Genomic DNA, 16,477 nt, shown 5'->3' with positions numbered 1-16,477 from the left:
TTTAACCTTTTTATTTTTTTATATAAATTTTAGCTTTTTCTAATAGAAATTCTTTTTTATTTAATGATGGGTTCTTTAACACTAATTGGAGCAAATAATTAAGAAGTTCACCAATTATTTTTCCAGGTTTTAAATTTAATTCATCAATTAAAGTTTTACCATCTATATTTAAATCTTTAGTTGATAAAGGTTCCTTTGAATTTATAATAAGATTTGCTTTTTCTATCATAATATTTAGATTTTTTAGAGGTTCTTCATATAATTTAAGAGATTTTATATCAGCTTCTTGTAATTTAAATAATAGATTTATATTTTTAATAGAAACTCTATTTATAAGCCTTTTAACAGCAACATCAGTTGGATTTTCTAAAATATTCATATGTTCTCTAATTAATATACAAACAGAATCAATTGTTTTATTATCAAACTTAAAACGTCTAAGTATTTTTTTAGTTATATATTCACTTTTTATATTATGACCAAAAAATCTTCCATTACCAGTTTCATCTACAAAGAAACATTCGGGCTTTCCTATGTCATGAAAAAGTGCCGCTAAACGAATTACTATATTTTTAGGAGATTTTTCTATTACTGAAATAGTATGATTAAAAACATCTTCGAAGTGATATTTATTTTTTTGTTCAAAATTTATACAAGGTAACAATTCAGGTAATATTATATTTAATATACAAGAGTCTTTTAAGTAATTAAGGCCTTTTCTTGGATTATCAGAAAGTAATAATTTACATAATTCATCTCGTATTCTTTCTATACTAACATTTTTAATTAGGTCTTTATTTGATTTAATTGATTCGAAAGTTTTCTTTTCTATTTTAAAATTAAGCTGAGCAGAAAATCTTATTCCTCTAAGCATACGAAGAGCATCTTCTTTAAATCTAGTATCACTATTTCCAACAGTTTTTATTATTTTATTATTTAAATCATTTATGCCGTTAAAATAATCTTTAAGTCCTTCTATATTATTATATGCAAATGCATTTATAGTAAAATCTCTTCTTGAAAGGTCTTCTTTTATATTAGTTACAAAAGAAACTTTTTCAGGTCTTCTGTTATCTTTATAAGTACCTTCAGTTCTATATGTTGTAACTTCAAAAGATTCATTATTTATAATTACAGTAACAGTACCATGTTTAATTCCAGTTGGTATAGTTTTAGAAAATAATATTTCTGTAGTTGTTGGAATTGCTGATGTTGCTATGTCAAAATCTTTAGGTTCTTTTTTTAGCAACATGTCTCTTATACATCCTCCAACCAAAAAGGCTTCATAATTATTTTTATAAAATGTATCTATTATATATTGTGCATTTTTAGGAATTTTAAATTTCATTATTTACCTCCTATATTAAAATACCTTACATATATTATAAATTAATATGTAAGGTATTAATATAAAAGCTTAGATAAATAAAGCTTTATTTTATTATAACTTTAGTTCCAGCGTTAATTGTTTCATAAAGCCACTTTGAATCTTCTAATGATAATCTTATACATCCATGAGAAGCAGCTGTACCTAGAGTTGTATCAAGTATTGTTTTTTTATCTTTTGCATAAGGGACTGAATGGAAAAGATAGTCTCCTTGAAATTGAACCCAATACTTTCCGCCCTGCTGATATCTTTCAGAGAAAAACCATTCGTCTTTTTCTCTTACATCAAATACACCAGTTGGAGTTTCACTACCTTTTTTGCCTGTTGAACAACTCATAGATTTTATTAAAGACCAATTGTTTAAGTTTCCTTTATAAACATTAGTAACTTGGGCATTAGTATCAACGTAAACTAAATAATCAGTTAAACTTTCTATATTTAATGAATTTATATTTGATGTATTTATTACATTTACAATTTGACTAGAACTAACAGTAGTAGATTGTTTTTGGTTAGTTAAATATTGATTTTTAGCCGTTTTAAGTTCATCTATCTTTTTTAATAATTCTTCGTCATCTTTAAATAAGTCTAGTTTATTTTGTATTAGATTTATAGCAGCAGTAAAATATTCCTTTTTCTTATATTCTTCTACTTGATTTAGTAAGGTTTTTTTTAGTTCAGCCTTACTTTTTTTTATATATTCTTTAGAGACAGAATATGATGAATCACTTTCGTTTATAGAATTAAATATATTTAATGCATTTTCAAAATTTCCATTATTAAATTCTCGTATTCCTTTAGATAAATCACTATTATTATTTATGTTATTTGAAAGTACAGATTGAGTTTTATCAGAAGATAAAATATTATAATGGTCTATTTCATTTAAGATAATATTTGCATCACCTGAAGTTATTTTATTTGAAGTTAAATTACTTTCTACAGTAGATAGTTTGTCTTCAAAATATTCTTTTAAATCATTTTTTAATAAAATAGATTTAAATATATTAAAATTTGATTTTGTTAAAATGTAGTTATTTGCATCATTATAATTAGATGAGTCAAATTTATTTTTAAAGTTAGATAATAAATTTTTATAACTAAATCCTTGATACGTTAGAAGTGTACTAATTATTAAAATAACTGCTATAGTAAAGGGTAAGAGTTTCTTTAAGTTTGATTTAAGTTTACTTAAATTAGAATTTTTATTATTGTTTTCTGGTATATTAATATCTTTAATGTTATCAAAATTATCCATATTAGACAAAAGCAATCTCCTCCTAAAATTTTCTTATTAGGAATTATTACCATTATATAGGATATTAAACATGCATTGTTTAATATTATAAATTAGTATGTTACTATATTTAAATAGAGGTTTATTAAATAAGAGTAAAAAGGAGTATTTATAGTGAAGAGCAATTTTTTTGTTAAGTTAAAGAATAACGTATATAATATAAAAACTTTTTCAGATTATATAAAAGAAGGATTAGGAAGAGCAATATTATATGCAATAATATTAAGTTTGATACTTGGAGGTATTCAAGGAATATATACAGGAGTTAAAACTAAAAATGCAATAAAGAGTAGTATAGAGGAATTAAATAATCCAAATTATGAGTTTTCTATAAAAGATGGAATACTTCATACTAAAAAGAATCCTATTAAAGTTGAAGATGGAAATACAGTAATATATTTAGATAGTAATAAAAAATTAAATGAAGCTGATAGTTTTAAAGATGAGTATATTCAATCAGATATGTATGTATTATTATTAAAAGATGGAATAGAAGTTGGATCAGGAAGCTTAAGTCAAACTATTTCATATAAAGATTCTGCTTTTAATGAATTAAATAATGAAATACTTAAAGAACAGTTACAAATTGTAGGTAAATTTATATTACCAGTAATAGTTATTGTTATGATAGTACAATATTTTATAAACTATATGCTTAACTGTTTAATTGTATCTGCATTTTCTATGATAATAGGAATGTTTATGGGGCTAAGAATGAGAGGAAGTGCAATGTATTCATTAGCTATATATGCTGGAACTCTTCCAAATTTATTATTATTACCATTTAGTTTAATAAGACCTGATATATATTTTGATGTTGCATTTTCTGTAGGAACAATTATATTTTCAGTTTTTGTATTAAGGAATATAAAGTATGAACTTTTAAACAATAAAAGATAGCATTATAAAAGTAATTTCTAAGGATTAGAAATTACTTTTTTTGTTATAATTAAGTTATTAGATTAAATGAAGTGGGGATGATTACTTATGAAAATAATTCATACTAGTGATTGGCATATTGGAAAGATTGTAAATGAATTTTCTATGATAGAAGATCAAAAATATATATTACAAAATTTAATTAAACTTATTGATGAAGAAAAACCGGAAGTTCTTATAATAGCTGGAGATATATATGATAGATCAATACCTCCAGTTGAAGCAGTTGAACTTTTAAATAATATATTAAATGAAATTGTAATTAACAAAGGAGTTAAAGTAGTTGCTATTTCAGGAAATCATGATAGTGGAGAAAGGGTAAGCTTTGGATCTGAAATATTAGAAAGGCAAGGGTTATATATAGCTGGAAAGGATAATGAATTATTTAAGAAAGTAACCATAGAAGAAAACAATGAAAAAGTTAATTTTTATTTAATTCCATATAAGGATCCAGCAGTTATAAGAAAACTTACAGAAAATAAAAATATAAAAAGCTATAATGATGCTATGATTGAGATTTTAAATAAAATAAAATTAGGTATAAATTTTAATGAAATAAATTTTATAGTAGCTCATGGATATGTAACTATGTATAGAGATAAGGCAAAAAATTTAAGTGATGAAGAAATGTATAAAGTAGCGAATCTTGAAGTTTCGGAATCTGAAAGACCTTTGTCTATTGGAGGGGCAGAGCTTATAGATTGTAATATATTTAATGAATTTGATTATGTAGCGCTTGGACATCTTCATGGAAGACAGAAAATTTCAAGAGATGAAGTTAGATATTCAGGTTCGCTTCTTAAGTATTCTTTTTCCGAAGTCAATCAAAAAAAAGGGGTTACTTTAGTAAATATAAATAAAAATAAAGAAATTACTATAGATTTAAAAGAGCTTAAATCAATTAGAGATTTAAGAATAATAAAAGGAGATATAGAAGAACTTATAGAGCTTGGAAGAAGTGATGAAAGAAAAGAAGATTATATACAAGCTATTCTTACAGATGAAGGTGAAATTATAAATCCAATAGAAAAATTAAGATCTATATACCCAAATATTATGTTAATAACTAGAGAAAAGAAAAGAAGCTATGATGCAAATAGTACATCTGCAAAGAAGGGATATAAAAATAAGTCTGAAAAAGAGCTTTTTAAAGAGTTTTATGAATCCTTAGGGAATGGAGAATTTACATTAGAAAAAGAAAAATTAATAGATGAAACTATAAATAGAGTTTTAAAAAAGGAGGTGTAGAGTATGAGACCTATAAATTTAGTAATATCAGCATTTGGACCTTATGCTAAGGAACAAAATTTAGATTTTGAAAAGTTAAACGGAAGGAATATCTTTGTTATAACAGGAGCTACTGGTGCAGGAAAGACAACTATATTTGATGCAATAAGTTATGCTTTATACGGGGAAGCAAGTGGAGAAAGTAGAGAAAATGACTCTTTAAGAAGTCATTTTGCAGATGCAAATACAGAAACTTTTGTTGAATTAGAATTTGAACTAAAAGGAGACATATACAAAATTAGAAGAAGTCCTAAACAACCTAAAAAGAAAATTAGGGGAAATGGATTTACAGAGAAAGATTCAGAAGCAATATTCGATTTACCAAATGGTAAAACAATAACTGGAATAAATAATGTAGATAAAAAAATAACAGAAATTCTTGGTATAAATAAAGCGCAATTTAAGCAGATAGTTATGTTACCACAAGGTGAGTTTAAGAAGTTACTTCTTGCAAATTCTGTTGAACGTGAAGATATATTTAGAAAAATATTTAATACTTATAATTTTGAAAATATACAAGCTGATTTGAAAGAAAAAGCTATAAAAATAAGCAAAGAAAGAAATTTTTGCAAACAAAAAATGGAGGTTCATTTAGGAAATATTATAGGAGAAAATAATATAGAAGTTGGGGAATATATTGACTTTCCAAGGGTTATAGAGGAACTTACAGAACTTATAAAGAGTGAGCAAAATATATATAAGGATAAAGAAAAAAAGATTGAAGAACTAAATTTAGAAATAAATAAAAAAAGAGTTGAAAAATCCTTATTAGAACAGAATAATAATTTGATAATGGAGAAGCAAAATACTAAAAATAAGTTAAATGAATTAATTTTAATGGAAGATGAGTTTAAAAATAAAAAAGTTATAAGTGAAAAAGCTAAAAAAGCTAAAGAGGTAAGGTATATAGAAAAAAGTTATTTAGAAAAAAATGAAGAACTATTAAAAAAAGAAGAAGCTAAGGAAAAATCATTATCAAAAATAAAGTTGTTAGAAGATAAATTAATATTACTTGAAGAAGCTGTAAAAAAACAAGAGCTTAAAGAAGATTTTAGAAATAATCTTACAGAAGAAATTGGAAGATTAAGAAGCTTAGAGCCTAAAATTAGATTATATGAAGAAAATAAAATAAAAACTATAACTTTTAACAAAGATATAGAGTTAATAAAAGATAAAATAAAATTAAAAGAAGAAAGTATAAAAAATTATAAAGAACAAAAAGAGGTTAATGAGAAAAATATAAAAGAAATAAATCAAATAGAAATAAAAGCGGTTAATTTAAAAAATAAAATTGATAATAAAGAAAAAATTATAAAGGAATTAAGGGAGATATTTAAGGTTATAGAAGCGTATGAAAGTGAAGTAGAAAAACATAATCAATTAAAGAATAAGTATTTAAAGGTTGAGGGTATATATAATAATATTAAGTTGCAGTATGAATATATGATTGATATATATAGAAAAGAACAAGCTGGTATACTTGCAGATAGTTTAAAAAATGGAGAACCTTGTCCTGTGTGTGGTTCGAAAGAGCATCCAATGAAAGCAATAAAAAATAGTGAAAATGTACCTACTGATGAAGAATTAAAGAAAAAGAAATTAGAATACGAGAAGATTGAAAAAGAAAATAGTTCTGTTCTTTTAGAGTTAACATCTATTAATGCTAGAGTTAAAAGTCTTTTAGATAACGTAAATAATTCATTAAATAAGATTTCAGGAAAAGATAATTGTATAAATAATGAATATAATAAAAAAGAATCTAAAAATGAAGTTACTAAATTTGGAAAAGAATTAAAAGCAGAGATTTTATTATATAAGGAAGAACTTAAAGTATATAATGAAAAAATAAAATTTAAAGAAACTATAGAAAAAAAATTAATAGATATAAGTAAATATTTATCTGATTCGGAATCAGAATTAAACTCATTAAAAGAAAAAGATAAAAATATTTATGCAAGCATTCAAAGTTTAAATGCTACTTTAAATGAATTAAGGAATGATATACCAGAAAATATAGAATCTATTGAAAAGCTTAATGAACTTATAAAATGTAAATTACTTAAATTAGAGGAGAGCAAAAAATCATTGTTATTAGCTATAAAAAATAGAGATGAAAATATAATGCTACTTGAAGGTGAAAAAGCAAAGTTAAATGAAATAAAAAGCAATATAAAAATATTAAAAAAGGATACAATAGAAATAAAAAATAATTTTGAAAAATCTTTAAAAGAAAATAATTTTAATAGTTGCGAAGAATATATTATAGCAAAAAGTAATATTCCAATATATATTGAATTGGATAAAGAAATTGAAAAGTTTGATAAAGAATTAATTATAGTAAAAAGTGAATATAAAAAATTAGATAAGCAATGTGAAAAAATAGTATTTATAGATTTGAAAAATATAAATGAAAAGCTTGATGAATTAGAAGATATAAGAAAAATAAATGAAAAAGAAATTAAGGATTTATATACTATTATAGAAAATAATAAAAATGTATTATATAAAGTAAAAGATTTAAATAAAGAATTAGGCAAAAAGGAAGAAGAATATAAAATAATTGGTGAACTTTCAGATCTTGCTAATGGAAAAAGAAGTCCATATATATCTTTTGAAAGATATGTATTAGCATCATATTTTCAAGATATAATAGATGCAGCTAATTTAAGACTTGAAAAAATGACTGGAGATAGATTTTCACTTAAAAGAAAAACTACATTAAGTAAAGGAGCAGGTCAAAAGGGGCTAGAACTAGAAATATATGATAATTATACAGCAACCTCAAGAGATGTTAGCTCTTTATCAGGTGGTGAAAGTTTTAAAGCTTCATTATCTTTAGCGCTTGGTTTATCGGATGTTGTACAATCAAGTGCTGGAGGAGTATCATTAGAAACGATGTTTGTAGATGAAGGTTTTGGGACATTAGACCCTCAATCATTAGATAGTGCAATAGACAGTCTTTTAGAGTTACAAAAAGGTGGAAGATTAGTTGGAATAATATCTCATGTTCAAGAACTTAAGGATAGGGTAGATGCAAAAATAGAAGTAATATCAACTAAAAGAGGTAGCATGGCAGAATTTAATATTTTATAAAAAGTTAAAGGCGAGATAATACTCGCCTTTTTTATTTAAAATTTATTATTTAGCATATTCTTTACTAGGACCATTTGCCTTATGATCATATGCGATTTCGAAGAACCCTTGAGGATGTTTACAAGCAGGACAAACTTTAGGTGCCTCTAAGCCTTCATAAATAAATCCGCAATTTCTACATTTCCAATATTCTTTTTCATTACGTTTATATAAAAGATTATCTTTTAAATTAGCATATAAGTCTAAGTAGCGTTGTTCATGATGTTTTTCTACTTCTAAAATATGTGAAAATGCAGCTGCGACCTCTGGATAACCTTCTTCTTCTGCAATTTTTTTAAATTCAGGATATGCAGTACCCCATTCTTCTTTTTCTCCTTCAGCAGCATATTGTAAATTATCAAGAGTATTTCCAAATCCAACAGGATAATCAGTATCAACGTGAATTTGATATTTACCAAGTCCTTCAACTAATAAATCAAAAAAAACTTTAGCGTGTGCTCTTTCATTATCAGCAGTTTCAAGAAAAATAGACTCTATATGTTTATGTCCTTCTTTAGATGCAACACTAGCATAAAATGTATATCTATTTCTTGCTTGAGATTCACCTGCAAAGGCTTTTGCTAAATTATCAGCAGTTTTACTTCCTTTTAAACTTTTCATGAAAAAATCCCCTTTCGAATAGTATTCGTTTATAGTATTTACCATTTAAAAGAGGATTATGATTAATTAATATTTCTGTTTTTACCTTTAAAGAAAAGGGCTAGTGTATTAGGGCCTGAATGACTACCTATAGCCAAACCAATATAATTTATAATTACTTCGATATTATATTTTTCTGTAATCATACTTTTAAGTTTTTCTGCATCTTCAATGCAATCACCATGAGATATAAATATAACTTTATTTGAGTTTATATCTATTTTTTCTTCAAGTTTGTTAAATAAAGATTTTATTGATTTTTTTCTTCCCTTAACTTTTCCAAAGTTACATAAAGTTCCATTATCAGGAACGTATAAAAGAGGTTTAACTTGTAATAGAGTTCCTATAGTTGCTGCAGTTGATGAGATTCTACCTCCTCTTTTAAGATGATTTAAATCATCAACAGTAAAAATATGATTTACCTTAAGCTTCATATTTTCAATATAGTTTACCACTTCTTCTTTAGACTTTCCTTCTTCTTTTAATTTACAGGCTTCATATACAATAAGTCCAACTCCTAATGAAGCTGATTTACTATCAATTATAGAAATATCAGCATTTGGATATTTTTCAATAATTTCAGATTTTGCAATTAAAGAACTATTATAAGTTCCACTTAATGCAGAAGAAAATGATATGTATATTATTGAATAGTTTTCTTTTATATATTTTTCAAATATTTCATAAAATCTATAACTGTTAACTTGAGATGTAGTTGGCATCTCTCCATTTCTTAAGCCATTATAAAAATTAGTATACTCAAGAGATTTACCACCATCTTCAATATATTCTTTATTCTTAAAACTACAAATAAGACCTATGTTTATAATAGAATATTTATCTATTATATATTGTGGTAAGTCACAACTGGAATCTGTTAAAATTATATAATTATTAATAATAAAACCTCCTTAATTAAAATAAAATTATAACTATAGTTATATTATAGACATTATACAATAAAAAATAGCAATTAAAAAATATTACATACCTTAAAATAGAATAATATACAAAAAATGGTTGATAATAGTGTTGGTAAATGTTAAAATTTATATTGGTATTAATATTATATGCAATAGGGCTTAGGATAAAATGAAGTAGGGGTAAAAATGGGAGAAGAGAAATATAATTTTAAAAATTTATCAAAAGAAGATATGATATTGATTATAGATGAACTAGAACACAAAAGAGAGATGCAAGAAAAATTTATACTTAATATATCTCATGACTTAAGATCTCCACTAAATGTAATTATGAGTGCTAATCAAATGTTAGAAAATATTAGCGGTTTGATAGATAAAGAAAAAGAATATTTAAAAATGTTAAAGAGAAACAGTTATAAAATGTTAAAACTTATAGAAAATTTAATTGATATAACTAGACTAGAAAAAAACTACTTTAATATAAATAAAAAAAATATAGAAATAGTTAGTTTTATTGAAAGTACAATAGAGTCTATTGATAGGTTCGCAAAACAAAAAGATTTAACATTAGTTTTTGATACAAACAAGGAAGAATGCATTGTAGCGGTTGATCCTCAGGCGCTAGATAGAATTTGTATAAATCTAATATCAAATGCAATAAAATTTTCAGATTGTGGATCTGATATATTTATATACTTAGTTATTGATAATAATTATATAAATATAAAAGTATCTGATAATGGAATTGGAATAATGGATGAAGAAAAATCTAAAATATTTAATAGATTCGTTCAAGCAAGTAGTAATAAAGAACAAAAAGGTAGTGGTATAGGACTGGATTTAGTTAAATCGTTAGTTGAGTTACATGATGGTAATATTATTGTGGAAAGTAAAATTGGTGAAGGGTCTACTTTTACTGTTACTATACCAAATATTAAAATTGATAATGAAGAAGTTAAAGTAAGTAAAAATGCAGATAAAGTTCAATTGCTTGAAATTGAGTTTTCTGATATATACCTAAAATAAGCTATTATAATTAGAAAGATTAATTTAAATTTTAATCTTTCTAATTAATTTGCTTATTTTAAATTTGCACTACATAAATTTTTGTGTTAATATATTTTTGATAATAAAAAATATGGGGCGTTAGTTAAATGGATATAACATACCGCTACGGACGGTACATTATGGGTTCGATTCCTATACGCCCTACCATAGGTTATTAGAACTTCAAAAGTTTTAACTTTTGAAGTTTTTTTTGTTGCTAAATTTAGTAAACTGTACATACATAAAAGAATATATTATAATTAAAATTATTGGTTTAATTTAGTTTAGAAGATATTCCTAGATGTTTATAAGGCTTGGGAGGTATATTTTGATAAAAGGTTATAAAATTAGTGTTATAATACCTGTGTATAATGTAGAAGATTACATTAGTGAAACACTAGATTCATTAATGAATCAAACTATTAAGGATTTTGAAATAATAATAATTAATGATGGGTCTACAGATAAAAGTTTAGAGATTATTGAAGGTTATATGAATAAACATAAAAATATAGTTTTAATTAATCAAGAGAATGGTGGACCTAGCAAAGCTAGAAATAGAGGAATTGAAGAGGCAAATGGTGAATTTATAGTTTTTATGGATTCAGATGATTTGATGCCAGAAGATTCATTAGAAGTTAGATATAATTTAGCAAAAAAAAATGAAGCTGATATTGTTGTTTGTGGTACATATAAATATGATGGAAAAGAAAAGTGGCCAATGAAAAAGCACTTTTTAAAAGAAGGTATTAAAGATATAAAAAAAGATTATGATTTACTTTGGACTCTTGGTCCTTGTAATAAAATTTTTAAGTCAAGTCTTATCAAAGAAATACGATTTCCTGAAGATATAAGGTATTCCGAGGATCAGGTTTTTGTTATGACTGTATATATTAAAGCTTTAAGAATTTATGCAACAAAGTATGTTTGCTATTATTACAGAATGAGGAACAATCCTAAAGAATCATTAACTCAACAAATCCAAACAAATTCAGCTAATGTAATAAATCAAGTCCTTAAGTCTTGGCGTTTAACAGAACAAGAGATTAATTTTAATATAAAAGATAAAACAGTAGCTACTAATCTTAAAAACAAATATTTTTATAGATTAACTAATATTGATATATGGCCACCTTTTAGATTAGCTATGTTAAGTAGTGAAAGAAATATATCGATGACTGCATTAAAAAATTTAAATGAATTATTAAGTAATGTAGATATAGAACAAATTAATAGTATAGGGAAAATAAAAAGATTTGTTTTTAAGAATATTATAAGAAATAATAAAATTTTAGATGAAACTAATAAAATTAAGGTTATTAAATTTATTATAAAGGTTCATAATTTTATTATAAAGATTAAGAAAATAATAAACTATTAAATTTATTTAGGTGCATTGGGTTAGGAGTGATATCTTGGTAAATAAATATAAGATAAGTATAGTAATGCCTGTATATAATGTTGAAGAATATCTTAGAGAAACGCTAGATTCTGTTGTTAGTCAAACTATAAAAGATGTGGAAATATTATTGATAGATGATGGTTCTACAGATAATAGTAAATCAATAATTGAAGAATATTCATCAAAATATGAAAATATAAAGGGTGTTTTTCAAGATAATGGTGGTCCAAGTAAGGCAAGAAATAGAGGGATTGAACTAGCGAGTGGTGAATTTATTGCATTTATGGATTCGGACGATTTAATACCAAAGGATTCACTAGAGGTTAGATATAATTTGGCTAAAGATAATGATGCAGATATAGTTATATGTGGTACATATAAATATGATGGAGTTAAATATTGGCCTATGGTTAAGCATTTTTTAGGGGAAGGATTTAAGGATATAAGAAAAGATTATGAGTTACTGTGGACATTAGGTCCTTGTAATAAACTTTTCAAAACATCTCTTATAAAAGATTTAAGATTTCCTGAAAATATAAAATATGCAGAAGATCAATGTTTTGTAATGAGTGCATATTTAAGAGCAAAAAAAATATATTCATCAAAATATATTGCTTACTATTATAGAATGAGAAATAACCCTACAGAGTCATTAACTCAACAAATACATACAGCTTCAGCTAATGTTATAAAGCAAGTATGTGCTTCATGGAATAGAACTAAGGGTGAAATAGATAAATATATTGATAATAAGTTTATAGCTTATGGGTTAAAGAAAGAGTACTTTTCAAGACTTGTAAGCATTGATATATGGCCACCTTTTAAAAGAGCGATTATAAGCAAAGACGAAATATTACAAATTGAAGCTATCAATAATATGATTGATATTTTAAATTCATTAGATAATAAAATATTTAATAATTTAAGTATAATTAAGTGGGTAGTAATAAAAGGAGTAATAGAAAAGTTCTTATTTTTATCATCAAATTCACAAAGAAAGTATATTGAGTTGTTATCAGTTGCATATAAAAAATTAAATAGTAATAGTAAATATATATTAGCAAGAGATAATAAATATTTAATGAAATATGTTGAAAAAGCAGTAAACAAAAATAGTAAATTTTACATAATAAAATTCTTGATAAGAAGAAGAATGGACAATTTACCAAAGAATTTTGATAAGTTAGCTAAAAAATATGTAAGAGTAATTTTTAGAGTAAGTAAATTATTACCTGTTAATAATAATAAAGTAATATTAGCTAGCAATAAATCAAGTACATTATCTGGGAATTTGAAGTTTATAGAAAATAAACTTAAAGAAAAAAAACAATATAAAATAAAGTTATATTTATATAAAAAAAGTAGGACATTAGGCGAATTAATAAAAATGTATTATAATTTTGCAACAGCAAAGTATATAATTTTAGATGATTACTATATGCAACTATATGGACTTACATTTAAAAAGAATGTAGAAGTAGTTCAAGTATGGCATGCATGTGGTGCATTTAAGAAATTTGGATTTAGTTCAATAGGAAAGGCTGATGGGAATACGGAAGAATTTGAGAGAAGAGCCCATTCTCACTATACAAAGGTAATAACTAGTTCGAAAAATATAAATAAATATTATGCTGAAGCATTTAATATTGATGAGAGTAAGGTAATAGCTCTTGGTGTTCCAAGAACTGATATATTACTTGATAAGGATTATAAAGATTATATAAGACATAAGCTTGAAAATGATAACCCAAGTATTAAAGGTAAAAAAATAATAACTTATGCACCAACTTTTAGGGGTGGACCAAAAGAAAGACAAAATTTTAAGTTAGAATTAGATCCGGTTAAGATATTAGAGAATATAGGGGAAGATTACATAATAATACTTAAGCTTCATCCAAGTGTTAAAAATGGTATTGAAGATGTAATAAGTATTCCTAGTAATTTAAAAAATAAGATAATTAATTTAAATAGTGAAACTGATATAAATGATTTAATAATGGTTAGTGATATACTAATATCAGATTATTCATCAGTAATATTTGAAGGTGCTTTTTTAAATAAAAAAATGATTTTATTTGCATATGATAAAGATGAATATTTAAAGGAAAGAGATTTTTACTATGAATATGATAGTTTTGTGCCTGGACCAATTGCTTACACAAATGATGATATAATAAAATTGATAAATGAAAATAAGTTTGATTTAGAAAAAGTTAATAAGTTTAAGGAAGAATTTTTTGATTATACTGATGGTAAATCAAGTGAGAGGTTTGTTGAATATATATTCAATGAAAACTAATATTAAATAGGTGATAGAATATGTTAAAAAATATAATAATTGAAAATGTGAAAAATATTAAACAAACTATACTTATATCTAAAGCTGATTTAGTTAAATTTTATAAAGGTGCTGCTCTTGGTTATGCTTGGGCAGTTATAAGGCCTCTTGTAACTATTTTAGTTTATTTATTTGCGTTTCAAATGGGAATAAGAAAAAGTGGATATGTTGACGGTTTTCCATTTTTGTTATGGCTTATAGCTGGACTTGGACCTTGGTTCTTTATTAGTGATGCTATAGTTGGAGGCGCAATGTCTATAAGACAATATAGACATTTTGTTACTAAAATGAAGTTTCCTGTATCTACAATACCAACATTTGTATTATTATCAAAACTATATGTTCAAATAATGTTATTAGCTTGTATAGTAGTAATATTTATATTTTATGGATATTATCCTGATATATATTACTTACAATTCCTATATTATATACCAACAATGTATATATTCTTTTTAACATTATCATGGACATTATCATCATTATCAGTAATAAGTAGGGACTTTGAAAATTTAGTTAAGGCTGCAATTCAAGCGGTTTTATGGTTAACTCCAATACTTTGGAATATAAGAGGAATGTCTCCTACCATGCAATTCTTAATGAGATTAAATCCTGTAAATTATTTTATAGAAGGATTTAGAAATATATTATTATACAAGCAATGGTTCTTTATGGGGAAATATTCAATATATATTTGGATTGTAATTTTAATAACTGCACTTATTGGTAGCCATGTTTATAAGAAATTATATAAAGACTTTACTGATGTGTTATAAGGAGAAAAGTTATGGAATATGCAGTTGAATTTAAAAATGTAGTTAAAGAATATAAATTATATAAAAATGATAAGGACCGTTTTAAAGATTTATTTTGGGGTAAAAGATATACTCCGTTTAGAGCAATAGATAACCTTAGTATAGGATTACCAAAGGGAGAAGTTATAGGTATATTTGGTAAGAATGGTTCTGGTAAATCAACTATATTAAAGATGGTAACTGGTGTTGTATACCCAACTAGTGGTGAAATAATAGTTAATGGGACTGTTTCAGCTCTATTAGAGCTTACAGCAGGATTCGATGGAGAACTTACAGGAAGAGAGAATATTTTTTTAAAAGGATACTCAATGGGTCTTATAAGAAGTGAAATATCAAAGAAATTAGACGAGATAATAGATTTTTCAGAGCTTGGAGATTATATTGATCAACCGGTTAGAATGTATTCTAGTGGTATGAAAGCACGTTTAGGGTTTGCTATTGCAGTAAATATTGATCCAGAAATATTAGTTGTAGACGAAGCTTTAGCTGTTGGTGATGAAATATTTAGACAAAAATGTATGAGAAGAATGGATAAGTTTAGAGATGAGGGAAAAACTATATTATTTGTATCTCACTCATTACCACAAATGAGAGCTTTTTGTACTAAGGGTATGTGGCTTAATAAAGGAAAGCTTTTAGCATATGGAGATATTGATGAAGTAGCTAATCTTTATAAGCATTATCTAAATGGTGTATCCGTTGAAGAAATTTTAGATCATATGGAAAAGTATAAAGATTTTGTTGAAATTAAACAAAGTTTAATAGATATAGATATGGCAGATGACAAGGTAGAATTTAAAGGCTATGTAGAAGTTAAGCCAGAAAATAAGAAATTTAAAATAAAAAGTATAACATTAAAACAAGATAATGAAGAATATGATTTTTCAGAAATTTCTTCTAAATATAATGAAAAAGACAATAGAGTTGAATATAATTGTTCAATTAAATTTAAAGAAATACCAAAGGGATATTTTACAACAGACTTACATTTAGATATTGATGGAGAAAAGTTTATAAGACAAATCTGGTGTATGAATAAATTTGGTCAATTTGTAGCTAAGGAAGATAATATATCTTTAATAATAAAGAATAACAGATTGAAAATAAAAAAAGATTAATATTAATAAGGATAACGTATTTTAGTGCGTTATCCTTATTATTTTAAATGATAAGGAATTATGATACAATTATAATAATTAAAAAGAAAAATATAAAGGAATTAATAATAGATTTAAATTTTATGGGAGTGA

12 protein-coding genes and 1 tRNA gene are annotated in these 16,477 nt (G+C 24.8%); 9 read left to right on the top strand and 4 right to left on the bottom strand.

Features of this window, described 5'->3' with window-relative positions:
• Positions 1-10: 10 nt before the first annotated feature.
• On the bottom strand, positions 11-1,348 hold the full coding sequence (locus tag AC4FQW_RS12105; protein ID WP_491149299.1) for a CCA tRNA nucleotidyltransferase: 1,338 nt from the start codon (positions 1,346-1,348) through the stop codon (positions 11-13).
• 85 nt (positions 1,349-1,433) lie between these two features.
• Positions 1,434-2,645, bottom strand: coding sequence for a L,D-transpeptidase (locus AC4FQW_RS12100; RefSeq protein ID WP_491149316.1), 1,212 nt, complete (start codon positions 2,643-2,645; stop codon positions 1,434-1,436).
• A gap of 153 nt (positions 2,646-2,798) precedes the next feature.
• Here AC4FQW_RS12100 and AC4FQW_RS12095 point away from each other — a divergent pair, with 153 nt between their 5' ends.
• The 3 genes from AC4FQW_RS12095 to AC4FQW_RS12085 all read left to right on the top strand — a co-directional run bounded on the left by AC4FQW_RS12095 (position 2,799) and on the right by AC4FQW_RS12085 (position 8,003).
• Entirely contained in the window at positions 2,799-3,584 is a 786-nt protein-coding gene (locus tag AC4FQW_RS12095) for a DUF1189 domain-containing protein (RefSeq protein ID WP_303127208.1), read from the top strand.
• Positions 3,585-3,671: 87 nt separating this feature from the next.
• Complete coding sequence (locus AC4FQW_RS12090) at positions 3,672-4,871, top strand: exonuclease SbcCD subunit D (RefSeq protein ID WP_491149297.1); 1,200 nt, start codon at positions 3,672-3,674, stop codon at positions 4,869-4,871.
• Positions 4,872-4,874: 3 nt separating this feature from the next.
• Entirely contained in the window at positions 4,875-8,003 is a 3,129-nt protein-coding gene (locus AC4FQW_RS12085) for an AAA family ATPase (RefSeq protein ID WP_491149295.1), read from the top strand.
• 45 nt (positions 8,004-8,048) lie between these two features.
• Here the strand turns inward: AC4FQW_RS12085 and rbr are convergent, their stop codons facing one another.
• Positions 8,049-8,663, bottom strand: coding sequence for a rubrerythrin (gene rbr, locus AC4FQW_RS12080; RefSeq protein ID WP_491149293.1), 615 nt, complete (start codon positions 8,661-8,663; stop codon positions 8,049-8,051).
• Between the two features lie 62 nt (positions 8,664-8,725).
• Positions 8,726-9,601: a DegV family protein gene (locus AC4FQW_RS12075; protein WP_303127458.1), complete on the bottom strand. Its 876-nt coding sequence runs from the start codon at positions 9,599-9,601 to the stop codon at positions 8,726-8,728.
• Positions 9,602-9,811: 210 nt separating this feature from the next.
• Here AC4FQW_RS12075 and AC4FQW_RS12070 point away from each other — a divergent pair, with 210 nt between their 5' ends.
• The 6 genes from AC4FQW_RS12070 to AC4FQW_RS12045 all read left to right on the top strand — a co-directional run bounded on the left by AC4FQW_RS12070 (position 9,812) and on the right by AC4FQW_RS12045 (position 16,345).
• Positions 9,812-10,651: a sensor histidine kinase gene (locus AC4FQW_RS12070; RefSeq protein WP_303127216.1), complete on the top strand. Its 840-nt coding sequence runs from the start codon at positions 9,812-9,814 to the stop codon at positions 10,649-10,651.
• A gap of 114 nt (positions 10,652-10,765) precedes the next feature.
• Positions 10,766-10,840 (top strand) — tRNA-Arg (locus AC4FQW_RS12065).
• Between the two features lie 160 nt (positions 10,841-11,000).
• Positions 11,001-12,053, top strand: a complete 1,053-nt coding sequence (locus tag AC4FQW_RS12060; protein WP_491149290.1) for a glycosyltransferase family 2 protein — start codon at positions 11,001-11,003, stop codon at positions 12,051-12,053.
• A gap of 34 nt (positions 12,054-12,087) precedes the next feature.
• Positions 12,088-14,373: a bifunctional glycosyltransferase/CDP-glycerol:glycerophosphate glycerophosphotransferase gene (locus AC4FQW_RS12055; RefSeq protein ID WP_491149288.1), complete on the top strand. Its 2,286-nt coding sequence runs from the start codon at positions 12,088-12,090 to the stop codon at positions 14,371-14,373.
• Positions 14,374-14,393: 20 nt separating this feature from the next.
• Entirely contained in the window at positions 14,394-15,188 is a 795-nt protein-coding gene (locus AC4FQW_RS12050; protein WP_491149286.1) for an ABC transporter permease, read from the top strand.
• 11 nt (positions 15,189-15,199) lie between these two features.
• Entirely contained in the window at positions 15,200-16,345 is a 1,146-nt protein-coding gene (locus AC4FQW_RS12045; protein WP_491149284.1) for an ABC transporter ATP-binding protein, read from the top strand.
• Positions 16,346-16,477 lie beyond the last annotated feature (132 nt).

This window comes from Clostridium sp. TJA085 (assembly GCF_058310235.1).
This window is presented reverse-complemented; position numbering and strand designations above follow the sequence as displayed.

Bases quoted from the DNA above. Each gene is read 5' to 3' on its own strand.
- AC4FQW_RS12090 (WP_491149297.1), top strand. From the start codon at position 3,672: ATGAAAATAATTCATACTAGTGATTGGCATATTGGAAAGATTGTAAAT.
- AC4FQW_RS12100 (WP_491149316.1), bottom strand. From the start codon at position 2,645: ATGGATAATTTTGATAACATTAAAGATATTAATATACCAGAAAACAAT.
- AC4FQW_RS12085 (WP_491149295.1), top strand. From the start codon at position 4,875: ATGAGACCTATAAATTTAGTAATATCAGCATTTGGACCTTATGCTAAG.
- AC4FQW_RS12045 (WP_491149284.1), top strand. From the start codon at position 15,200: ATGGAATATGCAGTTGAATTTAAAAATGTAGTTAAAGAATATAAATTA.
- AC4FQW_RS12070 (WP_303127216.1), top strand. From the start codon at position 9,812: ATGGGAGAAGAGAAATATAATTTTAAAAATTTATCAAAAGAAGATATG.
- AC4FQW_RS12105 (WP_491149299.1), bottom strand. From the start codon at position 1,348: ATGAAATTTAAAATTCCTAAAAATGCACAATATATAATAGATACATTT.
- rbr (WP_491149293.1), bottom strand. From the start codon at position 8,663: ATGAAAAGTTTAAAAGGAAGTAAAACTGCTGATAATTTAGCAAAAGCC.
- AC4FQW_RS12050 (WP_491149286.1), top strand. From the start codon at position 14,394: ATGTTAAAAAATATAATAATTGAAAATGTGAAAAATATTAAACAAACT.